Annotated in this window: 19 protein-coding genes; 8 read left to right on the top strand and 11 right to left on the bottom strand. The window is 67.4% G+C overall.

What is annotated here, in order from left to right; all coding sequences use genetic code 11:
• The first annotated feature begins 132 nt into the window (after positions 1-132).
• The 4 genes from eccCa to J7E86_RS16965 all read left to right on the top strand — a co-directional run bounded on the left by eccCa (position 133) and on the right by J7E86_RS16965 (position 9,542).
• Positions 133-4,086: a type VII secretion protein EccCa gene (gene eccCa, locus J7E86_RS16980; RefSeq protein WP_215082532.1), complete on the top strand. Its 3,954-nt coding sequence runs from the start codon at positions 133-135 to the stop codon at positions 4,084-4,086.
• A 797-nt stretch (positions 4,087-4,883) separates the two neighbouring features.
• A complete protein-coding gene (locus tag J7E86_RS31890; protein WP_308312621.1) occupies positions 4,884-5,102 on the top strand; it encodes a hypothetical protein in 219 nt (72 codons plus the stop codon).
• Positions 5,103-5,153: 51 nt separating this feature from the next.
• The gene (locus J7E86_RS16970; protein ID WP_215082530.1) at positions 5,154-7,373 is read left to right on the top strand and encodes a protein kinase; all 2,220 of its coding nucleotides are present in this window, start codon (positions 5,154-5,156) and stop codon (positions 7,371-7,373) included.
• A 54-nt stretch (positions 7,374-7,427) separates the two neighbouring features.
• Positions 7,428-9,542 (top strand): serine/threonine-protein kinase, encoded by a 2,115-nt coding sequence (locus tag J7E86_RS16965; protein WP_215082529.1) that lies wholly within the window; start codon positions 7,428-7,430, stop codon positions 9,540-9,542.
• Between the two features lie 91 nt (positions 9,543-9,633).
• Here J7E86_RS16965 and J7E86_RS16960 read toward each other — a convergent pair whose 3' ends face one another.
• From J7E86_RS16960 to J7E86_RS16945, 4 genes are read right to left on the bottom strand one after another with little or no spacing between them, the layout of a single operon-like run.
• The gene (locus tag J7E86_RS16960; RefSeq protein WP_215082528.1) at positions 9,634-9,939 is read right to left on the bottom strand and encodes a hypothetical protein; all 306 of its coding nucleotides are present in this window, start codon (positions 9,937-9,939) and stop codon (positions 9,634-9,636) included.
• A 55-nt stretch (positions 9,940-9,994) separates the two neighbouring features.
• Positions 9,995-10,732 carry a hypothetical protein gene (locus J7E86_RS16955; protein ID WP_215082527.1) on the bottom strand — a complete coding sequence of 246 codons (738 nt, stop codon included), beginning with the start codon at positions 10,730-10,732 and terminating at the stop codon, positions 9,995-9,997.
• A gap of 14 nt (positions 10,733-10,746) precedes the next feature.
• Positions 10,747-11,052 carry a hypothetical protein gene (locus J7E86_RS16950; RefSeq protein ID WP_215082526.1) on the bottom strand — a complete coding sequence of 102 codons (306 nt, stop codon included), beginning with the start codon at positions 11,050-11,052 and terminating at the stop codon, positions 10,747-10,749.
• Positions 11,053-11,073: 21 nt separating this feature from the next.
• On the bottom strand, positions 11,074-11,835 hold the full coding sequence (locus tag J7E86_RS16945) for a hypothetical protein (RefSeq protein ID WP_215082525.1): 762 nt from the start codon (positions 11,833-11,835) through the stop codon (positions 11,074-11,076).
• A gap of 399 nt (positions 11,836-12,234) precedes the next feature.
• Between J7E86_RS16945 and J7E86_RS16940 the strand changes: the two genes are divergently transcribed.
• Positions 12,235-12,465: a DUF397 domain-containing protein gene (locus J7E86_RS16940; RefSeq protein ID WP_215082524.1), complete on the top strand. Its 231-nt coding sequence runs from the start codon at positions 12,235-12,237 to the stop codon at positions 12,463-12,465.
• Positions 12,466-12,541: 76 nt separating this feature from the next.
• Here J7E86_RS16940 and J7E86_RS16935 read toward each other — a convergent pair whose 3' ends face one another.
• From J7E86_RS16935 to eccB, 7 genes are all read right to left on the bottom strand, one after another.
• A complete protein-coding gene (locus tag J7E86_RS16935; RefSeq protein ID WP_251019255.1) occupies positions 12,542-13,819 on the bottom strand; it encodes a S8 family serine peptidase in 1,278 nt (425 codons plus the stop codon).
• A gap of 104 nt (positions 13,820-13,923) precedes the next feature.
• Positions 13,924-15,399, bottom strand: a complete 1,476-nt coding sequence (locus tag J7E86_RS16930) for a hypothetical protein (protein ID WP_215082522.1) — start codon at positions 15,397-15,399, stop codon at positions 13,924-13,926.
• A 20-nt stretch (positions 15,400-15,419) separates the two neighbouring features.
• Positions 15,420-15,899, bottom strand: coding sequence for a hypothetical protein (locus J7E86_RS16925; RefSeq protein ID WP_215082521.1), 480 nt, complete (start codon positions 15,897-15,899; stop codon positions 15,420-15,422).
• An 88-nt stretch (positions 15,900-15,987) separates the two neighbouring features.
• Positions 15,988-16,272 (bottom strand): WXG100 family type VII secretion target, encoded by a 285-nt coding sequence (locus J7E86_RS16920; RefSeq protein ID WP_215082520.1) that lies wholly within the window; start codon positions 16,270-16,272, stop codon positions 15,988-15,990.
• A gap of 39 nt (positions 16,273-16,311) precedes the next feature.
• Complete coding sequence (locus J7E86_RS16915) at positions 16,312-16,650, bottom strand: WXG100 family type VII secretion target (protein WP_215082519.1); 339 nt, start codon at positions 16,648-16,650, stop codon at positions 16,312-16,314.
• A gap of 265 nt (positions 16,651-16,915) precedes the next feature.
• Complete coding sequence (mycP, locus tag J7E86_RS16910) at positions 16,916-18,328, bottom strand: type VII secretion-associated serine protease mycosin (protein WP_215082518.1); 1,413 nt, start codon at positions 18,326-18,328, stop codon at positions 16,916-16,918.
• Positions 18,329-18,335: 7 nt separating this feature from the next.
• Entirely contained in the window at positions 18,336-19,895 is a 1,560-nt protein-coding gene (gene eccB, locus J7E86_RS16905) for a type VII secretion protein EccB (protein WP_215082517.1), read from the bottom strand.
• A 141-nt stretch (positions 19,896-20,036) separates the two neighbouring features.
• On the opposite strand from eccB, the gene eccE reads away from it, so the two are divergent.
• The 3 genes from eccE to J7E86_RS16890 form a co-directional block, all read left to right on the top strand.
• Positions 20,037-21,344, top strand: coding sequence for a type VII secretion protein EccE (eccE, locus tag J7E86_RS16900; RefSeq protein ID WP_374223813.1), 1,308 nt, complete (start codon positions 20,037-20,039; stop codon positions 21,342-21,344).
• Complete coding sequence (locus J7E86_RS16895) at positions 21,344-22,072, top strand: hypothetical protein (RefSeq protein ID WP_215082516.1); 729 nt, start codon at positions 21,344-21,346, stop codon at positions 22,070-22,072. Before eccE ends, J7E86_RS16895 begins: the two co-directional genes overlap by 1 nt.
• 592 nt (positions 22,073-22,664) lie before the next feature.
• Positions 22,665-24,572, top strand: a 1,908-nt coding sequence (locus J7E86_RS16890; RefSeq protein WP_308312619.1) for an SCO5717 family growth-regulating ATPase, incomplete at its 3' end; no start/stop codon positions are given.

Below are 24,572 nucleotides of genomic sequence, written 5' to 3'. Positions count from 1 at the left end.
TGACGGGCCGCCACCCTATCGGGAGCCGCTCATGTGTCATGCACGTAGGATCATCGTCGCGCGGAGACGGTCCACCGTCACCGAGAAGCCGGTCCACCGCTGTCCAGCTCGTACCGAGGGATTGATACGCCGGTGAGTCAGATCGTCGTGAAGCGTCCGCCTCGGGTTCTTCCCCCCGAGTTCGATACGGATGAGCTGCGACTCGAAGCACCTCCCGAGCTGCCTCGCGGGCAGCAGGAGAGCATGGCCATGCAGCTGCTGCCGATGCTCGGCATGGGCTCGTCCGTGGTCTTCTTCTTCATGCCGGGCACCCAGCCCTTTATGAAGATCATGGGCGCCATGATGCTTCTGTCGACAGTGGCCATGGCCATTGCGCAGGTCATCCGGTACCGCAAGGGCACGCAGGGAGCAGCTGTCGACGCACGCCGCGACTACCTGAAATACCTCGCGCAGACGCGACGGAAGGTTTGGCAGACAGCGCAGGCCCAGCAGGACGCGCAGTTCTACCTGCACCCCGGTCCGGACCAGTTGTGGTCACTGGCCGCGGAAGGCAGCCGCGTATGGGAGCGGCGGATCTCCGACAAGGACTTCGGGCAGGTCCGCATCGGACTGGGGCCGCAGCAGCTGTGGACGCCGCTGGTGGCACCGACCACAGCACCGGTGGAGGAACTGGAGCCACTGTCAGTCGGTGCTCTGCAGCAGTTCATCGCGCACCACCAATCGCTGGACGGCCTGCCGGTCGCCGTGTCCCTCCGCGCCTTCTACCACGTGGTGGTTTCGGGGGACGCCGATTCCGTTCGCGGTGCCGCCCGCGCTCTGATGGGCGGTCTCGCCGCCCTGCACTCTCCCGAGGACCTGGTGATCGCGGTGATCGCCGGTCAGGAAGCGGCCGGCGAATGGGACTGGTGCAAGTGGCTGCCTCACACACAGGTGTCCGGCTCCGCCGACGGCGCGGGCTCGAAAAGACTGTTCGGCGACGACCTACCCGAGGTGGAGGAGTTGCTCGGCAGCCGACTGTCGGGCCGCTCACGATTCGTCCGTGACGGACAGCCGTTGCTGGACCAGCCGCATGTGGTCGTGGTCCTCGACGGCGGCATCGTGCCCCCGGAATCACTCCTGGCGTCACCGGAAGGGGTGCAGGGAGTGACCGTGCTGGAAATCGCGCCCGGCCAACTGGACGAGCCCCGAGGCGGGCTGTCCGTCTCCGTACGGCCGGACCGGCTGCGGCTGGAGTCGGCGACGGCCACCTACCTGGGGGTACCCGATTTCCTGTCGGTCCCCGCCGCCGAGGCCCTGGCGCGTCAGCTGGCTCCTCTGCGTATGGGCACGGGAGGCGACGACGAGCCGCTTCTCGCCAACCTCGACTTCACCGACCTGCTGGGGATCGGAGACCCCGGGGCGGTGGACACCGCCACCACGTGGCGCCCCCGTTCGACGGCCGAGCGACTGCGTGTGCCCATCGGTGTAGGTGAGAACGGCTCGCCGATCATGCTGGACCTCAAGGAGGCGGCACAGGAGGGAATGGGGCCGCACGGGCTGTGCGTCGGTGCGACGGGTTCGGGTAAATCCGAGCTGCTGCGCACTCTGGTCCTGGGCCTGGCGGTCACCCACTCCTCCGAGACCCTCAATTTCGTCCTCGCCGACTTCAAGGGCGGCGCGACGTTCTCAGGCATGGCGGAATTGCCGCACGTCGCCGCGGTCATCACCAACCTCGCGGACGACCTGACGCTCGTCGACCGTATGCGGGACTCGATCACCGGCGAGCTCCAGCGGCGTCAGGAACTGCTGCGCGCAACGGGCAACTACGCCAATCTCAACGACTATGAGAAGGCGCGAGCCGCCGGGGCCCCGCTGGAGCCGCTGGCTTCTCTCGTGCTGGTCATCGACGAGTTCAGCGAGCTTCTGACGGCGAAACCCGACTTCATCGACATGTTCATCCAGATCGGCCGTATCGGCCGGTCGCTGGGCGTGCACCTGCTGCTGGCCTCGCAGCGACTCGAAGAAGGCCGGCTGCGCGGCCTTGACACCTACCTTTCCTACCGCATCGGTCTGCGTACCTTCTCCGCCGCGGAGTCTCGAACGGCTCTGGGCGTGCCCGATGCCTACCACCTGCCCTCGGTGCCCGGCTCCGGCTACCTCAAGTTCGGCACCGATGAAATGACACGCTTCAAAGCGGCCTATGTCTCGGGCGCCTATCGGGACGGCAGCACCGCCGTCACAAGCGGCGGCGCTCTCCCCGCCGACCGTCGGCCCGTGCTGTTCACGGCCGCTCCGGTACCAGTCCGCTATCAAGCGCCCGACCCGGACTTCGCGCACAGCCGGCGGACGGACAACGACGCACTCGCCGACACTGTCCTCGACGTGATCGTGCGCCGCCTGGACGGGCAAGGGCCCCACGCGCACCAGGTCTGGCTGCCGCCACTGAACGAGGCACCCTCACTGGACCAGCTCCTGCCCCGAACGGCGGTGTCAACCGAGCGCGGCCTCCACACGCCCGAGTACCCCCACAACGGCAGGCTGCGTGTCCCCCTCGGGCTGGTCGACAAGCCCTTCGAGCAGAGGCGCGATGCCCTCTTCCGCGATTTCTCGGGTGCGTCCGGCCACATGCTGGTGATCGGCGGCCCCCGTTCCGGCAAATCCACGCTCCTACGCACGCTCATCGGCGCCTTCGCTCTCACGCACACCCCGCATGAGGTCCAGTTCTACGGGCTGGACTTCGGCGGCGGCGCGATGATCGCCGTCGACGGGCTGCCGCATGTCGGCGGAGTCGCGTCCCGACTGGACCCGGAGAAGGTGCGCCGTACGGTCGCCGAGGTCTTCGGCATCCTCAACCGGCGCGAGGAGTTCTTCCGCGACAACAGCATCGACTCGATCAGCACATACCGCCAGCTCCGTGCCGCCGGAAGACTGCCCAACGAGCCCTGGGGCGATGTCTTCCTGGTCATCGACGGCTGGCAGTCCTTCAAGACGGACTACGAGGCCCTCGAGCCCGTCATCTCCGACATCGCCGCACGGGGCCTCGGGCTCGGCGTGCACCTGGTCGTCTCCGTCTCCCGGTACATGGAGATGCGGGCATCCCTCAAGGACCAGTTGCTCAGCCGACTGGAGCTGCGCTTGGGGGACCCGCTGGACTCCGAGCTCGACCGCAAGGTCGCGGCCAACGTCCCGGTCGGCGTACCCGGCCGTGGTCTCACCGCGGAGAAGCTGCACTTCCTGGGCGGTCTGCCGCGCATCGACGGCGCCTCGGGCGGCGACGACGATCTCTCCGAGGCCACCGCCGCCTTCGTCAGAGCGTCAGCCGACAACTGGCCCGGTCCGCATGCGCCGCAGGTCCGCATGCTGCCCAGGATGCTGTCGGCGCGGGAACTGCCGGACGGCCACGCCGAACCGGAGCGGGGTGTCGCCATCGGCTGCGACGAGATGAACCTCGCGCCGGTCTTCATCGACTTCGACAGCGATCCCTTCTTCGCCGTCTACGGCGAGAGCGAATCGGGCAAGACCGCATTGCTGCGCCTGCTGATCAAGCAGCTCACCGAGCGTTACACGCCTGAGGAGGCGTTGTTCTGCGTCGGCGACTACCGCCGCAGCCTGCTGGAATGCGTTCCCGAATCGCATCTGGCCGGCTACGCGACGACTCAGGACACCTTCGACAAGTACCTCGCCGACATGAACACCCTCATCGGCAGCCGCATCCCGGGCCCTGACGTGACACCGCAGCAGCTGCGCAACCGCAGCTGGTGGAGTGGTCCCCGGGCCTTCATCGTCGTCGACGACTACGACCTGGTCGCCACGAGCTCCGGCAATCCGATGGCCCAGCTGGTGGACAACCTGCCGTACGCGCGGGACGCGGGCGTCAGCATCATCGTGGCGCGAAGCAGCGCGGGCGCCGGCCGTTCGTCGTACGAGAGCTTCATCCAGCGGTTCAAGGAATTGGGCGCCCAAGGCGTCGTCCTCTCCGGGGAACCGAGCGAAGGCGAGCTCCTGGGCAGCGTAAAGGCCCGCAGGATGCCTCCGGGCCGCGGCGTCTTCGTCTCACGCAAGCAGGGCGCCGCACTGGTTCAGACGGGGTGGCTGCCACCGGACTGATAGTTCGCTCATCGACACTCCGCCGAATTCCATAACCCTGAAGAGGGACTCCGTCCATGGAACCATTGCGCCCGGGCGATCCTCGGCGAATAGGCCCGTATCACCTCATAGGCCGGCTCGACGCATACTCGAGTAACGTGCCTGTCCCGGAACAGCGCTTTCTCGCTCGTAGCCCGGAGGGGGGCCGTACGGTTCTGATCAGTACCCCACTCTTCGGGGCGCACCGAGGACGCTTCATCGCGGAGGCAGAGGGCGCCGGCCGGCAGTCCGGGCCCTGGCTCGCACCGGTCACCGAGGTACGGGAGGCGGATGAGCTCTCCTGGTACGCCTCACCGTACGTTCCCGTGGTACCCCTGCCCGCAGCCCTGGCCGCTCACGGCGGGCCACTGCCGGAGCGAACCGTGCGCGCGCTGGGTGCTGCCCTCGCGGAGTCGCTCGCCGCTCTGCACGCGTCGGGGGTGACACATGCGGGGCTCTCCCCGGCGGCGTTGCTGCTTGGGGCGGACGGCCCCCGGCTGACCTGCTTCGGTGCCGTACGAGCCGCTGCGCCGGATGGAGATCAGCCGGCCGAGTTCCCAGGAACGGCGTCAGGGACCGTGCCACCCGAACAACTGGCCGGTGGGCGGCCGCAGCCCCCCGGCGACACCTTCGCCCTGGGCTCCGTGCTGTCCTACGCGGTAACCGGACACACCGTCCCCGAGCGGAGTGAACTGCCGGAAGGACTACGCACGACGATCTCTGCGTGCCTTGCCAGAGACCCGGCAGGCAGGCCCCCGGCCACGCGGCTTCTGGAGGCTTTGGCTGGTTCTCCCGGGACCGCCGGACTCGGTCCGCAGCAGCAGCCCCTCGCGCCACACGGAACCGTCCTCGACGGCGGGCTGGGCCCGGCAGCCATGCTGCTCGGGCCCGGCTGGCTGCCGGGACGGATCATCGCGGCCATGGCCCGGCAGTCCGCCGAGGTACTGGCCGCCGACATCGACGCGACCACGTGGCCGTCGGCGTCCGCTCTCCCATAGCCACGTCCTGCCGCCTCCTGTCTGACCACCTCCTCACAGCGGACTGCTCCTATGCCCTCTCCTCTGGCCCATGACGACCCGCAGCAGCTCGGCGCATACCGGCTCATCGCCCGGCTCGGCAGTGGCGGCATGGGCACCGTCTATCTGGGCCGTTCCCGTGGCGGCCGGACGGTCGCGCTGAAGACCATGCACGCGCGGTTCGCAGCGGATCCCGAACTACGCACCCGGTTCAGGCTGGAAATCGATGCCGCTCGTGTGATCGGTGGGCAGCATGGCGCCGCCGTCGTCGACGCGGACCCGTTCGCGCCCACCGCCTGGCTTGCCACGGAGTACGTGCTCGGCCCTCCCCTGGATGACGCGGTGGCCCTCTGCGGCCCGCTGCCGGAACGTTCCGTACGGGCTCTGGGCGCGGCACTTTGTGACGCACTCGGCCAGCTGCACCGCTCGGACGTCGTGCACCGTGACCTCAAGCCCTCCAACATCCTGGTCACGGCCTTCGGCCCGAAGGTGATCGACTTTGGCATCGCTCGCGCCATCGGTGACGACCGGCTGACACGTACGGGCACGGCGGCGGGCACTCCGGCGTTCATGTCGCCGGAGCAGGCGACCGGCGTGGAACACACCTCCGCGGGTGATGTCTTCGCCCTCGCGGGCGTACTCCTCTTCGCCGCGACAGGTCACGGTCCCTTCGGCGGCGGACAGCCGGCCGACCTGCTCTACAGGGTGCGGTACGCAGAACCCGATCTGTCCGGGGCGCCGCCCGAGTTGCTCCCCGTGCTGGCGCGTTGCTTGAGCAAGGACCCTGTGCAACGACCGGGCACGGCCGAGCTGGCGCTCCTGCTCGACAGCGGGGACGGTGAGTTCGTCGACCGGCTGCCCGACGCGCTGCTGACGGAGATAGCGCGGCGCAGCACGGAAGTGTGGCGCGTACAGCCTCATCGGGTGCCCGCGCCCCTGGAAGTCCCCGATGCCGAGTCCGCTCCCGGCGGCCGCGTACCCGGCATGTCCAGGCGGAAGCTGCTGACCATTGCGGGTGGTTCGGCTCTGGGGGCGGCTGCGGCAGGAGGTGCGATGTGGGCGGCATTCGAACGGTCGGAAGGCGATGCTCGGCCGAAGACCGCATCCCACGCGCGCCCGGCGAACGTGCCGTCACGTGCCGTGTGGTGGACGAAGGTCGACAAGACTGATGCCGGGCTCCCCCCGATGGTGGCCGGCGAGCTGATCGTGGTGATGGCCGACAAGTCTCTCGTCGGGCTGGACGCAAAGACCGGCGAAAAGCGGTGGGTGACCAAAGAAGTCACGGCTTCCTGGCAGGTCACCACAGACGGCGAGCAAATCTACGCCGCCATACCGGGTTCCGGAGGAGCAGCCGTGGGCTCCGTCCGGCTGAAGGACGGCCGCTTGGAGCCCCTTGGCGAGAGGCTGACGGAATTCGACGGAAGACCCTCTTACGTCCATGCGCTGGCCGCTGCTGATGGCGTGGTCTATCTGGTCGCCAGGAAGTGGAAGGCGGATGAGGAGAACAGCGAGAGCGGCTGGCATGTCGTCGCGTTCGACGTCCGTACACGCGAGGAGCGCTGGCGACGACCGTTCAACGATGTGTATCACCCCTCGATGCCCCTTAACCGAATCGCCGCCAAGCCTGTCGGCGACAGTCTCCTGCTCACTCGGCCCGAGAGCTCCGGTCATGCGGACGGCCTGGGAGTCAGGGACGTCGTGAAGGGCGACAAGACGTGGTCCTGGTCGCTTCCCAGGAAGCCCCACGACCTTTCGTCGTTTCTCCTCTCCGGGGCCCAACTGGCCACCGACGATGAACGTGCTTACTTCGGCAGCGGCACGCTCCAAGCATTCCGGACAGCGAGCGGCAAGAAGGCTTGGGAATTCGGAGATGACCGCGACAAGGGCGACCTCGGGCAGGACGAGCGTCCGTATGGCAGGCCGGCGGTGCGGGACGGCGTGGTGTACGTGACCGAGGGAAGCCAAAGGATCGTCGCCGTGGCCGCCGGTAATGGAAAGCCACTGTGGGACGCCCCTTTCGATGGCCTGACGCCCAACCTCGCCATACCGCCTGTCGTAGGCCGGAAGTTCGTCTACGCCGCCGTCACGGCCTCAGGGCCGGCGAAGATCGCCGCGGTCGATCTCCATACCCACCGCACCGCGTGGGTGATGGACATCCCCGGCGGCCTCGATGCCAGCCTCACCGCCCACGAGCACGCGGGGAGGATCGTCTGGACCAGTGGCGACTTCGTATGCGCCATCGCTCTCGACTGACCACCCACCCGATTTCCGGCAACATTCGCCGTCAGCAGGAAGACATTCCACTCCATGAATCCCCTGAGCACCGGCGACCCGCTGCGCCTCGGCCCCTACCGCCTCATCGGTGTACTCGGGGCGGGCGGTATGGGCAAGGTCTATCTCGGGCGGGAAGGCAACGGACACACGGCCGCAGTCAAGGTGCTGCACGCCGAACTGGCCCACGATCAGAACTTGTCGCTGCGCTTCGTACGCGAAGCCCAGACCGCGCAGGCCGTCGAGAGCCGGGGCGTCGCCCGGGTCCTGGGTGCGTGGACCGAGGGCGGACGGCCGTGGATCGCCACCGAGTTCCTGGCGGGGCCGACGCTCAACCAGGCCGTCGCACGCTACGGCCCCTTCGATGATCCGGGTGTGCGCGTGCTGGGAGCGGCCCTCGCCCGCACACTCCAGGACATTCACGCCGCCGGGCTGGTGCACCGTGACCTCAAGCCGTCCAACATCGTGCTGACATCTACCGGCCCACGCATCATCGACTTCGGCATCGCGCGTCCTGAGCATGGTCTCACTCTCACCGCCACCGGCCAGGTTCCCGTCACTCCGGGCTATGGCTCGCCTGAGCAGGTACTCGGGCAACGTGTCGGGCCGCCCGCCGATGTCTTTTCCTTGGGCGCAGTACTCGCGTACGCGGGAAGCGGCCGCCGAGCGTACGACGGCGCCCATGTGGCCGCCGTGCAGTATGAGGTGGTGGACGGAGAGCCGGATCTGGACAGTGTTCCCGAGCTGATACGCGCTCTCATCGCACCGTGCCTCGCCAAAGACCCCTCCTACCGCCCTCTCCCGGCTCAGATAGCAGCGGCGTTCGCACCGCCGCGTGGCTCCGGACGAATATGGCGGCGGGGGCCGCTGGCCACCGAGATCTCACAACGCGAGGTCGAGGCGCGGAAGCTGGCCACATTCCCCGATACGCGTGTGCCTGGAGCACCCAGTCGCCGCCTCCTCCTGACAGCCTTCGCAGGAGGTGGCACCTTGGTCGCGGCCGCAGGGGCGACGGGGGCCTGGTGGCTGCTTGGGAAGGGTTCCGAACAGGGCGATGGGGAGAGCAAGCCACCGACGAACCCCTGGGACGCGAAGCGCTTGACGGGTTCCCAGTATGAGGAGGGCACGGCACCGCCGCCGCTGTGGGGACCTTTGACCGGTCCGGCTCCGATGGCAGTCGCACCACTGGTGGTACGCGACATCGTCGTCGTCCAGCACTCGGAGGGGCTCACTACTGGCTGCCGAGTGACCGACGGGCAGACCAAATGGAGCTTCAAGGGTGCCAACCTCGGTCGATACGTCGCACCTACTGATGACTTGATCGTGACCGTAGCCGACCTCGGCACACTGGTCGCCCTCAACAGTTCAACCGGCGCGGAGAGGTGGAGGGCCGACACCAAAGCGTCCCCTGTTGTAGTCGTTGCCGCAGACACTCAGACCGTCTACTTCACGTGCGGTGGCATGGGCAAAGCGGAGGAATTGCGGGCCTTCGACGTTTCCTCCCGCAGCACGCGCTGGTCCATCCGCATGCCTGTGATGTCTTCTGGCACAAGCCCTGCTTCGGCAGCCGTGGGCAGCGGGCGGCTCGTCCTCTTCGGCGCAGACGGCAATGTGGTGACGGTCGACACCCGGACGGGAGAGGAAGTCTGGAAGCTGCCGAAACAAGGACCCGAGATGGCCGTCGACGCGCCTACCCCGGCCATCTCAGACGGAATCGTCTACCTCGGCGGCAGAACCCTCACAGCCCGCAAGGTGAGCAATGGCGATCAGGTGTGGTCAGTGCCGGCAAAGACCGAACTCGGGGCTGTCGCGGGTGGTTGGGGACCACCGACAATCGAGGGTGACACTCTGTACGCCTTGGACGGCGCAGAGCTCAGCCGCCGCTCGAAGCGCGGCAACCAAGTCGACTGGACGCGGTCACTTGGCGATGACCTCACGCCGCCGTGCATCCCTCCCGTAGTACAGGGCAAGACTGTCTGGGTCATCCTCAACCTCATTGGCCGGAACGGAGTCATGGCCCTGCACAAGGACTCGGGCAAACCGGCGTGGACGTATGCCCGCGGAGGTGGTGATCCTTGGAACATGCGAGGGGCAAGTAACCGCGTTTTCCTGGTGCATGAAGGGACGCTGACCGCGATGCCGGTGTTCTGAGCGACTCGGGCGGCGGTGTACCGGCCTCCTCCTGGGAGACCGGCATCCTTCAGCCAGAAGCCACGACTGTCGGCCCCGGGGGATCAGAAGGTTACAGACCTTTGATCAGCTTTGCGGCTTCACCGACCGGGAGTAGAGGATATTCGCGCTTGAGCTCGTGGATGGCATCCCACAGCCCTTTTTCCTCCCGGATCTGCCGGAGAGCCGACGCGTTCACCGACATCCGCAGTTCATCGAACGACGCGAACCGCCGCCTGTACCAGTCGCGTTGCCTCCGTCGCACCGCATAGGCCTCACCGAGGCCTGGGCAAACGATGCCTACAGCGAATAGGAAATAGGCCATCGCATGGTTCGGCTCATCCGACTGAAAGATCAACCAAATCAGCGTGAAGGACACTGCAGCAGCGCACCAGAGAGCTATCCGAGGCCCGTACATAGAACACCATCCCTTGTCAGGCGGTGGCGGTAGGCCAATGGCCACCCGGGAATGTACTGTTGTCGTTCGCTTCACCCTCGACGACTGCCATGTTCTGCGCCTGGATGGCGAGCACGGCTGTCAAGGCCGCTACCGCAGCGCCTATGACAGCGTAACCAACAGCCGTTTCGCCGATCATAAGACCGGCTCCCGCCCAGGAGAAGACCACAGAGCCAGTTGCGGCGATAGCCGCTATCACGGCAGCGATGAACTGAACCAAGAAAACAGCCAGGGCGATATAGAACGCCACTCCTGCGACCGCGGAAGCTGTGAGAGCGCCTGCGATTTTGTCTGAGCTGGTTTCGATCTGCGTCGCAGCGGTGGGCTGGCCCTTTACGGCACCGGTGTACGCGTCAGCCCCCTCACCCTTCCAGTGCTTGGGCGCCGCGAGTGCCTCAGGGGCGGTGTTTCCCGCAACGCCGGAAGCCTTACCGCGAATGTCTTTTCCTTGCCACTCCGTCGCATCGCGGTACATCATCACAGGTGCCACCGCGCCCTTGAGGAATTCGCCAATCTTGTTGAGGACCCAGGACCCGACCTGCATGACCTTCTTGACGGCCCACATCAGCGCTTTACCGACAGCATGAGGCACATACCACTTATTCGCTGTGGCCGTCGCCTTGTGATTAAGCTCGTTGAGCTTTTTGGTCAGCTTATCCAATCCAGATTTGAGTTGATCAATGGTTATCTCGAATTGCGCGGCATTAAAACTCACGACAATCCCCTTCTTCAGTATGCGCCTGCGACGTGCTTCTTCGTGTCAGCTTCGTGATTGTCGTATGCCTTTGCGTTCTTGACCAGAGCATCCGCCACTTCAGCCATTCTCTTTTCACCTTCACCGCATCGAGCCGAAACCTGATTGATGGCGGATTCGTAAGCGGAGTAAATCACTTGGAACAAACCTGCCTCCAAACGGCTGATGCGCATTCCATCGACCTTGCGACCTATCTCCCCCATTGCACTACTCTGCTTGTCCCACATGCCCGCATCCGTGCGCAGTCCGTCAGTGATGACCTTGAGGTCGGCTTCACCCATATCTCTCGCCCCCTCCAGAAATCAGTCGATAAAACGTTGCGGATTTTGCATGATGGCGAGTGCTTCGTTCAGCAGGCCGTCCAGTTGCAGATGTGAGAGGCCGACTGCGCCGGCCTCCTCAATCCGGGTAAATTCAGCTCGTGCCGCGTCCAAAGCCTCGGCAAAAGCCCTGTTCAAGCCGACCGATGATTGTCCTGCCACCCATGCGGGATCGATGTCGCACTCGACCAACGAGCCCTTGGCTACAGTGATTACAACTCGGCGCCCCGTGGATCCGCCTGACGCCTGTGGCGGTTCGGCGAGCACCTCGTCAAGGCGTTCGAGCGCAGCGAACGCAGACAACATGTCCTCAGCCACCTCGTCGAGGCGTCGCGGGATCACGTAACGCAGATCGCGCTCTGGAAGCCCATGGCCGACGGGAGCTGCCGAAGGTGCTGCGGTTACGGTACTGCCCGGCATCTCCTCCAACTGCTCTGCGCGCTCCTGCCATTTGCCGTCCTCGAACGCGCGCGTCCAGACAGCCATCTGCTCACTCATGGCAGATCCGAACGCCTCAATGACCGCAGAGCCGATCTGCTCAGGCCGCTGTCGGCGCTGCCAGTCGGTTGCCGCCGTGATGGACGCTGGAAGACCATCGGGTGCCAGCCGTACCGTAACGGCCCCTTGAGCGTCCGTACCTACGGCGTGCTGGGGTATTCGATCCTGCATGTCCGACATGAGCTGCTGGACGCTCTCCACATGCCGCTGGAGCTGCCGTAGCTCTCCGAAGAAGTCCTCGGTCACGCTTCCCCTCCCACTTCTGACGATATCCCGTTAATCGTGCCCAGATCAGGCGCACTTCAACGTGTCATCGACAAACAATCACCATTCTCTATCGCGGGTTCGGCGCACTACAACCCGGGTTCCCATTGCGAGAGGGCGTCAGCCGACGTGTCCGTGCCCAACTCGTCCCGGCAGCGGGCCAACAGCGTCTCCTTGGCTGCCGGACGAGCCGAACTCACCCTCATGGTCAGCTTGTTCCATGCGCTGCGGCCCGTTGCCTGTTGGGGGAGTCCTTGCATGCCCGGCCGATGCCGGAGATGTTCGGCCGATATCAAGCAAGAGCCCCATAAGCTCCGCTCACCTGACGCATGATGCTAAAGACGAGTCCGCAAGTACCGTTGTGAAGGGAACCCCTGCCTGATGGTTGATGAGCATGAGAAGGCCGAGCTGTATGCCATGGACATCTCCGGCGTCGAGTGGCTCAGTGCCCCCGACAGCACCACGGAGGAGCGAGTGGAGATCGCATACCTGCCGGGGGGGGCCGTGGCGATGCGGTCCTCTGCGGATCCGGACACCGTGCTGCGATACACCGAGGGCGAGTGGCGAGCCTTCGTACTGGGCGCGCGGGACGGCGAATTCGACATCAAGTGACATCTCATGACGGATAGACGTCGGCTCCTGGCAGCCCTCTCGATTGGCGAGGGGCACCAGGAGCCGAGTCGTGCGGTCAGCCCCCGAGATGTCGGTCGGGTGGGGTCATCGGCGGGGGCGGGGATCCATGCGGGAGGTCCGCGTACGGATGCCCGTCGGGTGAAGTTGCCGCCTGGGACCGGGACTGCCGCCGGAGCAGTAGGAACACGCCGGCGCCCACCGCTGCTGCGGCCGCGGCGCCGCCGATCACCCAGGAGAAGACGTTGCTGCCCTCACCAGCGGTTTCCTTCGCTGGGGAACCAGCCGGGGTTGAACGCGTCGGCTGGCCGGGAGGGGCTGACTTCATAGACGGAGATGGAGATGCGCCCGCCTTGGCGGCCACGAGCGGATTGACATCGGGCGGGCCAGGATCGCCCTTCCCTTCGAGCAGCGGGATACGGGGACGGACCCCGCCATAACCGACGTAGCGGCTGGGCACCTCGCCCTCCGTCGGCGTGCCTGCGGTCTGAATCATCACGCGGAGGACCTGATTGCCGGTCCAGTCAGGGTGTTTGGACCAGATCAGAGCGGCACTGGCGGAGGCGATGGCGGTTGCCTGGCTGGTGCCACCGCTGCGGCAGTAGCCTGATTTTCCGTTACACGGGATCGGAATCTCTTCACCAGCTGCAGCCAGAGCTACTTGTGACCCGTAGGTCGAGTACTTCACGACATTCAGGGCCTTATCAACCGCACCAACTCCTGCGACACCCGCACTAGCTGCGGGGTAGGCCACATCGTTGCCTCTGTCACCATTATTGCCCGTCGCCGCCAACAACAACTTACCTCGTTGAATGGCATAGTCCACTGCCTGCTGAATTTGCTTCTGATCATCCCCCCTTAGGGTGAATTCCTCGAATCCCATGGAGATGTTGATAACCTGCGCTTTACTGTCAGCAGCATAATGAATGCCTTGAACGAGAGCCTTGACGCTGTTTCGTGCCTCATCTGCAGTCGTCCCCAGCACCTTCACCGGCAGGATGTTCACCCCAGGAGACAGACCCACGACATGCTGCTCACTGGCAGCGTTTCCCGCGATGAGCGTGGCCATAGCTGTCCCGTGCCCGTCTCGGTCCACCTGGCTGTCTGCGTCATCCCGGCCAACGAAATTCTTACCTGCCAGCACCTTCCCGCCCAGCTCAGGCTGGGAAGACTGAACCCCGGTATCGAGAACAGCAACGGTGATGCCTTGGCCGGTGCTGACCTTCCAGATCCGTTCGGCCTCCATCGTTTCCAGGTACCACTGACGTTCGCGCATGGTATCGGCAAGCGCGGCAGGGGCGATTGTGCCGCCGATGGTAAGCAAAGAGCCGATCATTGACGTCAAAGCCAACGTCCGTCGGCATACTGCCCTGGCCCTCGCTGTCATGTCACCCAATCAATTCTCTGCTCGCCACCGGCCGGCTGTTGTCCGGCGAACCGCTATTCGATCACTGGGGGAACGACGGTGCGCCGCTCCGGCACCCAGGTCTCTTCATCCTCGACCAGGTAGGCGGGAGCAGCCCTCTGTTCGCGGCTGTCCGAGCGTTGCTGTGCAGCTGAGGGCGAACCCAACATAGAGCCAGGGTGACCAGCCGCAATCGGCCTCTCTCGAACAAGACCGCTGCCGCCTGGCGTGAACTCACGACGAACGCCTTGCGCGCCCCGAGGGCCGCCCACGATGCCACCAGGCTCGGAGACCAGCCTCCGAGTGGCGCCGTTGTAACCCTGAGAGCCTGACCCGGGATTCATGACGCCTGGGGTTCCGCCCCCCACTGTCCCTCGGCCCATCTGCTGTGATTCGCCGCCGATGACCGTGCCACGGGGAACGCCTCGCGCCGGACCGGCACCTGGCTGGACCTGCGTCGGCGTGCCGCCGACGATGCCGGTGTCAGGCCGCGGGATGAGCGGGGATCGCACGGTTCCCTCATCCCCCACACCACCTACCCTGCCGAGAGGCCCCGGCCCGCCGATGGGCATCTTGAGCATCCCAACCCGGCCAGGAGCGCTCCTGTCAGGGCTCGATGACCCATTCCTTGGCGGCATCGTCACGCTGGGCAGTGGTGGCAATGTGCTCAGCCGGTCGTTGCCGGAGCCGCCAGGGGGCGGAAGCAGACTGGTACCAGACGGAGTTGGCGCAGCAGGAGCGGGTGTCAGCGTCGTGCCGTCAATGTTCGTACCTGTGTTGTTCGATGCGGCGGGGTTCCCCTGCAAAGGGTCATTCGGAAGCTGGCCGGGATTCTCGGCCTTGTGCGACGAGGGGACATGCTGAGGCGCAACAGATGCAACTGAACCAGCACCAGACCTTGCTACTGACTGTTCACCACTAAAGTGGCCATCCGGCTGGCCTCCCGGCGTGCCGTAGTCCTGACTCCACGCGTCGTACTGCCGATCTGACGGCAGCACCGAGCCAGGCAACGGCGCGAACCTTGGTTCCTGCGCGCCCTTGATGTCTTCCTTGGCGTGCCAGTACGAGGATGCGAGGTTGTTCATGGCCGGGATGAGGATGGGGCGCGCCTTCTCCATCGCCTCCATGCGTGCCTTTTCCTTCCCTCCGTCCGCGAAGCACGTCAGCATGTCGCGAGTGGACTCGCGGACCGACGCGGTGTCGAGGAGTACACGCTTCAGTTCCCCGCCTGCATCATTCATGCGGCTGCCGGCGACCTCGGCGTAATCCGCTAGCTTGAGGATCTGATTGGCGAAGTTGTGGCCCCATTCATGGAACGCCTTTCCGCCCTCACCCTCCCATGGTGTACCGGATACATGGTCTCTGAGGTCCTTGCCGATCCCCTCGATGATGCCCTGCGCCGCCTTGAGGGCAGCACCCTTGTGAATGAGCTCGTCGGGATCAGCTCCCTCCAGCATCAACAGCATCGACTCGGTTGAGGCGTGCTCGAACTGTGTCGGGCCTTCACCCATGCCACTTACCCCCGTTCACATCACCGGTTGACGCTGCCGCCGGAGCCGCCGGTCGATCCTCCGCCGGGCTTCTTCTTGTCTTCGAAGCTGCCGCCACGCTCCTGCTGCTGTTTCCAGTACTCCTCAGCGCGCTTCTGGATCGCATAGAGCCGGTCCGCGTGCTCCTTGTCGACGTGCTCGTAGTCACCGTCTGCCATGGACACAGCTGTACCCATCGCCTCCAACTGATCACCGAGTATCCGCGAGAAGGCTTCCAGCCGTGCGTGAACGGTGTCGTAGGCAGAAGCGAGATCGGTCGCCTCAGTGAAGACAGAGGATCCGTATGCGCTCTGTTTCACCTTCTGCTGAGTGATCTGCGTATGCGAAGCGGCCGAACCGTCGAGCTTGTCGAGCAGCCTGTCGACGCGTTTCTTGAACTCCTGCAGAGATTCGCTGGGAACATTCAGACCCGACGGCTTGCCGCCGTCCCCCTCGTTCTTTCCCGGATCTCCGGATCCCATCTAGCACCTCCCCTAGTGCCATTGCGCCTTGACGCAACAGATGGGCGTGAGGCGCGGAGACCCGCACCCCACACCCATCGAATCGCTGTCAGTGGTGCTGGAAACGACGAGCCTGGGCCAGGTCATTACTCTTGTACGCCTCAGTGGCCTCCAAGAGCTTCGACGCGATCGTCTGCAGCGTCTCGTGCATGTCCTTCACTTCTGCATCCCAACCGCGGTGGCGCTGGTAGAACGCCTCCTTGGTCTCACCGTCCCATGCCTCGACGACCTCGAGGATCCTGGTGTTGAGGGCGTCGAGCTCGTTCTTGAGAGTGTTGGCGTTCGACTTGACCATGTTCGAGGCCTCGACGACCCCGGCATATGTGATCTCCATGTGGAGCTGTCTCCCCTGATGCGATTGCGAGCTGGTTGCTTAGGAAGCCTGGAAGCGGCCGAGAAGACCGCCGCCGCCTTCGCCGACACCCTTGAAGCTGTTGAGCCGATCATGCTCTTCCTGGGTGAAGCCCTTGTCGCTCATCGCGACAGCTTCCCTGGCGAAGGCCAGCCGTTGCTTCAACTTGCGTATGTCGCCGTTCACACGCGTCTGCATGGAGTTGTACTCATTGGCCGCGATGCCCTTCCAGTGACCCTCGATCGAGTCGACCACCGCGTTGAGAGCCTGGATTCGGCCCTCAATCGTGTTGTGCATGTCGTCGAGGTCATTGGCCAGCTTGGTCAGCTTGGCGTCTTCAAGCCGGAATTTTCCACCCATATTGCACCTTCCCCCCATGAATCGGACGTTGCTGGTGGTCGCCTTGGCAACCCCATTAACACCCTGACCGAAGCGTCAACAGCCACTCTAGCCACTCGCACACATGACTCCAACTAACCGGCAGATGAGTCGAGTTACAGCGCGAGACAGCACCAGCAACTGATCAAGTCCGCGCGTCAACTGCGGCCTCGACCCCCGTCACCGTCACTCTAGCCACTCGCGACGCGTGTCCCAACCACATACTTGTCAAGGGTGCTTGATGGCGTCATCGAGCACGCGACGACCGCCGCCGGCTCCGTTCCCGGGCCACCAGGGCCACGCCCGCGATCGCCGCAACCAGTACCGCCGCGCCGCCCAGTACATACGTGGCCAGGCGCTCCTTGCGCTGCTGCGGGGACTCGCCTACCGCCAGTGGCGCTGGCGCAGGGGCGTGGACGTTGCGGGTGCCGGGCTTGTCCTGGGTGACCTTGTCGATGGGATGGGCGTCATCTGTGAGGGCTCGGACTGGGTCTACTACTCCCCAGCCGATGTATCGGTCGTGGCCGTTTGTGGCGCGTTCTGCGGTCTGCTCGATTTGGGCTACTACCTGGTGCTGCTTCCAGTCGGGGTGTTTGGCGCGGATGAGGGCCGCCACTCCGGTGACGTACGGGGCGGAGAAGCTGGTGCCGTTGTCCACGCACTGGCCGCCTCCCGGGACCGTGGAAACCATTTCGACGCCCGGGGCGGCCACCCCGACGAATTCGCCAGGCTGCGAGAACGCGGCGCGTTCGTTGTTGCGGTCTGAGGCGCCCACCGCCAGGACACCCTTGTACGCGGCCGGATAGGTCTCCTTCACCGTGCCGTCCAGACCATCGTTGCCTGCTGAGGCGATTACCACTACGTCCTGGGCCAAGGCGTCTTTGACGGCCAGTTCCAAGTCCGAGTCCGGGTTCAGGGCTTTTGCCGTGTCCTGGGAGATGTTGATGACGCGTGCGCCCGCCGATACCGCCAGGTTGATGCCCTGGGCCAGCGTTCGGGAAGTGCCAGTGCCCTTTTCGTCGTTTTGCCGAATCGGGATGACGACCGACTCCGGTGCGATGCCCACGAATCCGCTGGTGGATGATGGGCGCGCCGCGATGATCCCTGCGACCTTTGTGCCGTGGCCCACCAGGTCCAGCGTGGGATTCGGCTTCACCTCTGGTGTGGGGTCGGGTTTTGGTTCCTTCGTTGGCTCCTTCGTGGGTTCCTTCGTTGGTTCCTTCGTGGGTCCCTTCGTAGGCTGCTTTGTCGGTTCCTTCGTTGGTTCCTTTGTCGGTTCCTTCGTTGGCTCCTTTGTCGGCTTCGGCGTTGGGGCCTTTGCCGCCGCTCTTACTGCCGTGCCGTCCTTCTGTGCTTCCTTCATCCCCGTCAGCAGGTCCGCTCCGCTCCCTGCGTCGACCGCGTCCTTCAGCTGCGGGTTTTTCACGTCCACGCCGGTGTCGATTACCGCCACCCGCACCGGTCTTCCCTCGCTGTCCTTGCCCTTTGTGTCCTGCCAGAGGCGGTCCAGCAGCACGCGCTGGAGCGACCACGGGGTGCCCTTGATGGACTTCGCCGGGTATGTGCATTCGCCGCTGCCGTCCAGCCGCGCTGGAGCCGGCGCTGCCGCCGTCGTCGTGACCAGTGCGGCGGCTGCCAGGGCTAGCGTGATTCGTCGCATCAGTCGCTCACGAACCCTGCGGCTGCCTGGCGCTGTTCGCGTCCAGGCGTGGTCCGGTCGGCAGGAAGTGTGACCAGTTGGCGGGCACGGCCACCGGGTCGACGTTCTGGTAGCCCAGCCTGATGCGGGCCTGGTCGGCCTCCGGGGGGCCGTCCGCCGAACCCGGCGAGGGCGTCGGCTTCTCGCCGATCTTCGACTTGCCCGTACCGCTGTCGTTGTTGGACTGGACCGCATAGCGCAGCCCCGTGTCCGTCACGAGGAAGACCGAGCCGCTGTTGGTCTGGCGGCCGGTGACCTGGCGGTAGAGGAGGCCAGAGCCGGGGGTGACGTAGGCGCTGGTGGCGCCGTCGGGGATGGCGGCCGGGTACTCGGTGCCTGTCCAGGTGGCCAGTTCGGGGGTGCCGCCTGCTGAGAGGCCGGTGAAGATGCTGCATACCGTGTTGTTGCCAGCGGTACCCGGCTCACCGGCGTTGGCCTGACTGGGCACTCGGGACGGCCAGCGGTACTGCCCGTAGAACTCGTCGTCGGCCGGGGTGAAGGCCGCCGCGCTCACACGCTCCGCCCTGCCCGCCTGGCCGAGAGAGGAGAGCTTCTTGCTGTTGAGGAGCAACTTGGCGACGAGTTCGGAGACGCGCCGGACCTGGCCGGGAAGGACCACGTAGTTCTGGGTGCCGGTTCCGGTGGGTGCTTCGAGGACCATGCCGACGTGATTGGCCTTTGCGGGCAGGCTGTTCACTCCCGCCTGCGCGCCGATCTCGCCGTTGACCTCGGGGAAGACGATGGGGGCACCGTCGTTGAAGGTGTCCAGCCAGTCCCTGGTGACGCGCTGCGGCTTCGCGCCGTCCTTGAAGAGCGAGCGGAGCAGCAGGTTGTGGTCGGAGGGGGCCGTGGACTTCCAGTCGGTCCCGCCGAGCAGGTATTTGGTGCCCTGCGGGTCGACGAGCCAGCGGGCGTCGTCCGGCCCCTGCACGTAGAGGGCCTGGTTGCCGCGCAGGCGCTGCTGGCCGGTCAGTTTCTTCAGCTTCGGGTCATGGCCCGCGAAGAGGAAGACCGCCTTCTGTGTCGTGTTACCGCCGCCAGGCTGTACGCACACGGCCCACTGCTTCTGCTTGCTCGCCTCGCCAGCGCCGGGCAGGCGGTCGGGCGCGTACGGGATGCCGACGGTGGGGCCGCGCGGGATGTGGCCGTTGTCGAGCTCGGATTCCTTCACCTTGAGGACGGTGGACTTGTCCGGGGTCAGGAGGAGCTTGGCGGAGGCGAAGTTGAGGACGGGGTGCAGCTGCTTTTTCCCGTCGGTCACCAGAACGACGTAGCGCGTGGTGGATTCGCTGCCGACGATGACATGTGCCGCGACGTCGTCCCAGCCCTTGGGTGCCGTCGGTTTGAACATGCCCCACGCGCCGAACCCGGCCACCAGCAGCGCGCCGACGACGATGCCGGGCAGCACCGTGCGCAGCGGGCGTGGTGCGCCTTCCTCCGTGCCGCTGGGCGAGGGTTGGAGGAATGCGGCGACCGTGCGCTTCTTCGCGAAGGTGTAGGCATTGAGCTCGTCCCGCCGTGATGCCATGTGTAGCCGCTTCTCCCCGGTGCTCGGCGTCGGTTGACCGGCACTGCCCTAGGTCCGGTTGTCGTACCGGCCCCCTACTATGCCGGTAGAGATCAGCGCGCCCGTCAGGGGATGCCGCCGAGCCGGACTTTGGAGTGGGACATGACGGGCATGGGTGCCGGTGCCGCGACGCGCGTACGGGCCTCGCGGGCCACCCCCGCGCAGGGCGCTGTCGCGCCTCGGACCGTGACACGGCCCGGAAGCGTCGGGCCGGTGAGCCTGCTGCAGCTGGCGCTGATCGAGGTGGCGGCGGCGCTGGTGCTGGTCGCGTGGGCCGTCGGTCCGCTGATGCTGGCGCCGGCGGCCGTGGTGGCCGCCGTCCTGGTGGTGCTCGCGGTCGTGCGCCGGGGACAGCGGCCGATAGCGGAGTGGCTGGCGGCGGCGGTCGCGCTCCGGGGGCGGGTCCGGCGGGTGGTGCCGGCAGCGGTGGGCACGGATCCGGGGATCGCCCCCGTTGTGGAGTGCGAGCCGTCGCTGCGGGTCGATTCCTTCGCCGCGACGACCGCGGCCCACCGGGAGCGGCGGGAGATGGGTCTGGTCGGGGACGGGACGTTCCTGACCGCCGTGCTGCGGATCGACGCCGTGGACGCGCCGCTGCGGCCGCTGCGGGTGGAGAAGGCGCTGCCGCTGGCGCTGCTGCGGGACGCGATGGACGTCGACGGCATCCGGCTGGAGTCCATACAGGTGGTGCAGAGCGCGCTGCCCGCGCCCGCTCCGCATCTGCAGGCCGAGTCACTGGCCGCGCGGAACTACGCGCCGCTGCAGGCCATGGCCGGGTCCCCGGCCGTGCGAATGACGTGGGTGGCGCTGAAGTTCGACCCCGAGCTGTGCCGGGAGGCCGTCGAGGCGCGGGGCGGTGGCGTGGAGGGGGCGCGACGTTGTGTGCTGCGAGCGGCGGAGCAGTTGGTGAGCCGGCTGCAGGGGGCGGGGTTCCGGGCAGAGCCGCTCTCCGCGGAGGGGCTGACGGCCGCGATATCGACGGCCGCGAACGTCAATCCGGTGGCCTCGGCCCAGGCGGGCCGGGCCGGCGCGCCCGTACGGCGGACGCTGGAGAGCGCCCGCTCCTGGCGGTGCGACGACCGGTGGCACACCACGTACTGGGTTGCGCGGTGGCCGCAGTTGGGGCCCGGGGCCACTTCCCTTCCGCAGCTCGCCGCGCTGCTCACCTCGCTGCCCGCGCTGTCGACGACGCTGAGCCTGACGCTCGGGCGCGGCGGTACGCGGGACGGGCGGCACGCGCCGACAATGACGGCACACGTCCGGGTGACCGGCCGCAGCGCCGATGAACTGGTCACGACGGGGAGGGAGCTGGAGCGTGCGGCGCGCGTCGTGAGGGCCGGGCTGGTCCGGCTCGATCACGAGCAGGTGCCCGGCGTCCTCGCCACCCTGCCGCTGGGAGGTACCCGCTGATGAGCGCCCACACTCCCGCGCCCGTACAGCGGCGCTTCGGGTTCGGGCTGCCCGGGCCGCGCCGTGGGCGACACGAGCTGTCGGCCGACCAGTTCGAGTCGCTGGCCCTGCCCGTCGGTGACGACGGCGTGGTCATCGGCACCGACCCCCGGGACGCACCCGCCGTCCTCGGGTTGGGCCGCCCCACGCCCTTCGACACCATCCTCGTCGGCGGGGCCTGGACGGCACAGGTCATCGCGCTGCGTACGGTCGGTACAGGCACCCGGGTCGCCGTCGAGACGGGCCGCCGACAGCTGTGGACGGCGCTGTCCCAGGCCGCCAACAGCGGGCAGCAGTGCATCACCTTGCACGACGTCGGACGGGTGCCGCCGCAGGGGCCGTCGGTGCACAGCCCGGTGCTCGTCGTCCGCGACTGCGGGGTTCGCCCGCCGCGCGGGCGGGTCGTCGCCGCACCCTGGCAGCCCGTACTGACGCTGCTCCCCTACCTGAGCCCCGAGGCGCCGCGGCTGATGGGCAGCGCGGATCTCGTCGGCATCCAGCGGATCTCTCCGGAGGAGGCCGTTCAGGTCGGCCGGCTCCTGGGGCTGCCGACGGCCGACGTCGAGGCGCTGCCCACCCTGCGGGACGGGGTCACGCTGTGGTGCGCCGGCCGGTCGCGGATGTACGTGGACACACGGGCGACGGAGCCGGAGACCGGGTTGCTGGGGGCGGCGCGGCGGATGGACTGAGGAGGACCTGTCTACGGGCAGGCGTCAGTTTTTGCCCCGCTGGGGTGGTGCCTGCGGAGCGTTCCCCGGAGAACCCTGCGGTGCGCCGAAACCGCCCTTCGGAGGCTCGTTCGGGGGTGCCTGTGGGAGTGGGGGCGGCTGGTCCATCAGCGCAATGCCTCTTGGATGCGGGACCGTCACTCGTTCCGTCCCCCGCGATCCGACGGGAATACCTAGAGGATTCCGTCGGAAAGGAGCGAATCGGGCGTGGGTCCCGCGTGGTTGTGGCACTCGGGCGGGAAATCTTTGTATCACCCACCTCTGACGTCACACCGAGTCGGCCGGCCGGCCTGCCACCGGGCCGACTGCGGGCCGGCGCGGGCCGGTTGGCGGAGTGGATGACCGCAGGTGGCGGCAGGGGCGGCCGATGGGGCAGGGGCGGCCCTGCCGCGGCGATGCGTATGACGATTAGTCTTGGTGGGTGTACGCACTGGAGAACCCCATGCCGGGCCTCTCCCGTCGCACATGGGGGAACCCCGGGCGGTCGGACGACGGGAACGGTCGGGCCCGACAGGCACATCATGGGCGCTAGACCACACCAGCAGGAGGCAATGTGAGCAGCGATCGGGACGAGATCCGCGCGGGCGGGACCACAGCCGGCGAGGACCGGTCCGACGCCGGCCACGAGAACGAGTCCGAGCGGACGGGCGAGTTCACGATCGACTACACCCCGCCTGCCTGGTACACGCAGAACGCGGCGGTCACGCCTGCGGCGGGCTCGGTGGACGAGGGCTCGCGGGGTGCGGTGGACGCGGTGCCGCCTCCCCCGCCTTCTGGTGAACCGCTGGCCGTTCCCGCGCCTCCGGTCGCCCCGGTCGCCTCGTTCGGCGAGGAGGACCCGGGCCGTGGGGCGGCGGAGCCGGCCAAGGCCGGTTCCTCCGTGGACGGTCGGGACGCCTCCGCCTCGGACGCCGCCGGTGGCGAGACCACGGGCCACGCCGCCCACGGTTCGCAGGCGGCGACGAGCTGGACTCCGCCGCCGGCTCCGGTCGCCCTGCCGCCGCTGCCGCCGGACTTCGAGCCCGCCTCGGCGGCGGCACCGCGGAGCGATTACGGTTACCCGCGCCCCGACCTGCGGGGCGCGCCCGCGCCGGAGAGCGCGGACGGTCACGGGCAGCCGCGCCCTGAGGCACAGGTGACCCCCGGGACGGCTTCGCAGGAGGCGGCATCGCAGGACGGGTACGGCCGGCCGCGATCCGAAGCGCCGGATGCCTCCGTCGCACAGCAGGCCCCGGCGCCGGACGCCCACGGACCCGCGTCTCGCGAGGAGTACGACGGGCCGCGCCCCGACGCGCAAGCAACCCTGGCATCGGACGCTCAGGCCCCTGCCACGGACGAGCCGCAGCAGCCCGCCGCGAAGCAGGACGCCCCGGTGCCGCCCACCCACGAGCCCACGGCGCACGGTGCGTACGACCGGCCGCGATCCGAGGCGCAGCAGCCCGCCACGGCGCGGGACGACCTTGGGTCACCCGCCTATGCGCCCACGCCGGACGAGGCGTGCGACCAGGCGCGCCCCGAAACGCATGAGACCCCGGCCCTGTCCGCCCAGGCCCCCGCCGCGCACGACGGAGACAGCGGGCCGCGCCCCGAAACACAGCAGCCCGCCACGACGCAGGACACCCCCGCGCCGCCCACCCACGAGCCTACGCCGCAAGCGGCGTACGACCAGGCGCGCCCCGAAACGCAGCAGCCCGCCACGACCCAGGACACTCCGGCCCCGCCCGCCTACGAGCCCACCCCGCAAGGCGCCGTGGCACCGCAGGACCCCCCGGCGCCCGCGCCCCACGACGGCTACAGCCTGTCGCGCGCGGCCGCCCCGGACGTCACCCCTGCTCAGCCGGACGTCACCCCTGCCCAGAACGGCCACGACCGGCCGCACGCCGGCTCGCAGAGCGCTCCCGCGGTGCAGGACGTCTCACTTCCGGAGGCGCCCCGCACGGGTGACGACCAGGCGCGCCCCGAGACCGCGAGCAACCCGGGCGACGCTTCAGCTGTCTCCGTGGCGGGCGGCGACCACGGGCGCCCGGAGCCGGAGTTGCGGGGAGCACCCGCGCCGCAGGCGGCTGTCAGCGCAGCGGAACCGCCCCGATCGGAGTCGGCGGCGGCCACCGCCGCACCCCAGGCACCGGCGCCGCGCGACGAAGCCGGCCTCGTACAGCCCGAGTCGTGGACAGCGCCCGCACCGCAGGGCCCGCCGGGTGGCTACGGCTACCCGCGCCCGGACGCACAGGGCGCCCCCGCACCGCAGGACACCGCAGGCCCGAGCACCCCTGCCCCGGCACCCGGCGACGGCTACGGCTACCCGCGCCCCGACGCGCCGAGCCCCCACGGGAACGGCTTCCCCGGCCCGGACCTGCACGGCGCGCCCGCGCCATCGGCGCCCGCACCCAGCCCCAACCTCCACGGCGCCCCGCAGCCCTCGCACACCCCCGCCCCCGGCGGCTACGGCTACCCGCGCCCC

The organism is Streptomyces sp. ISL-11 (assembly GCF_018614525.1).
GTDB lineage: Bacteria > Actinomycetota > Actinomycetes > Streptomycetales > Streptomycetaceae > Streptomyces.
The sequence above is the reverse complement of the archived record's forward strand: the minus strand, read 5'-3'. Positions and strand labels throughout refer to the sequence as shown.

Excerpts from the sequence above, each read along its gene's own strand:
- J7E86_RS16935 (WP_251019255.1), bottom strand. The coding sequence starts at position 13,819 with ATGATCGGCTCTTTGCTTACCATCGGCGGCACAATCGCCCCTGCCGCG.
- mycP (WP_215082518.1), bottom strand. The coding sequence starts at position 18,328 with ATGCGACGAATCACGCTAGCCCTGGCAGCCGCCGCACTGGTCACGACG.
- J7E86_RS16965 (WP_215082529.1), top strand. The coding sequence starts at position 7,428 with ATGAATCCCCTGAGCACCGGCGACCCGCTGCGCCTCGGCCCCTACCGC.
- eccB (WP_215082517.1), bottom strand. The coding sequence starts at position 19,895 with ATGGCATCACGGCGGGACGAGCTCAATGCCTACACCTTCGCGAAGAAG.
- J7E86_RS16925 (WP_215082521.1), bottom strand. The coding sequence starts at position 15,899 with ATGGGATCCGGAGATCCGGGAAAGAACGAGGGGGACGGCGGCAAGCCG.
- J7E86_RS16940 (WP_215082524.1), top strand. The coding sequence starts at position 12,235 with ATGGTTGATGAGCATGAGAAGGCCGAGCTGTATGCCATGGACATCTCC.
- J7E86_RS16930 (WP_215082522.1), bottom strand. The coding sequence starts at position 15,399 with ATGGGTGAAGGCCCGACACAGTTCGAGCACGCCTCAACCGAGTCGATG.
- J7E86_RS16895 (WP_215082516.1), top strand. The coding sequence starts at position 21,344 with ATGAGCGCCCACACTCCCGCGCCCGTACAGCGGCGCTTCGGGTTCGGG.
- eccE (WP_374223813.1), top strand. The coding sequence starts at position 20,037 with ATGACGGGCATGGGTGCCGGTGCCGCGACGCGCGTACGGGCCTCGCGG.
- J7E86_RS16915 (WP_215082519.1), bottom strand. The coding sequence starts at position 16,650 with ATGGGTGGAAAATTCCGGCTTGAAGACGCCAAGCTGACCAAGCTGGCC.
- J7E86_RS16920 (WP_215082520.1), bottom strand. The coding sequence starts at position 16,272 with ATGGAGATCACATATGCCGGGGTCGTCGAGGCCTCGAACATGGTCAAG.
- J7E86_RS16950 (WP_215082526.1), bottom strand. The coding sequence starts at position 11,052 with ATGGGTGAAGCCGACCTCAAGGTCATCACTGACGGACTGCGCACGGAT.
- J7E86_RS16970 (WP_215082530.1), top strand. The coding sequence starts at position 5,154 with ATGCCCTCTCCTCTGGCCCATGACGACCCGCAGCAGCTCGGCGCATAC.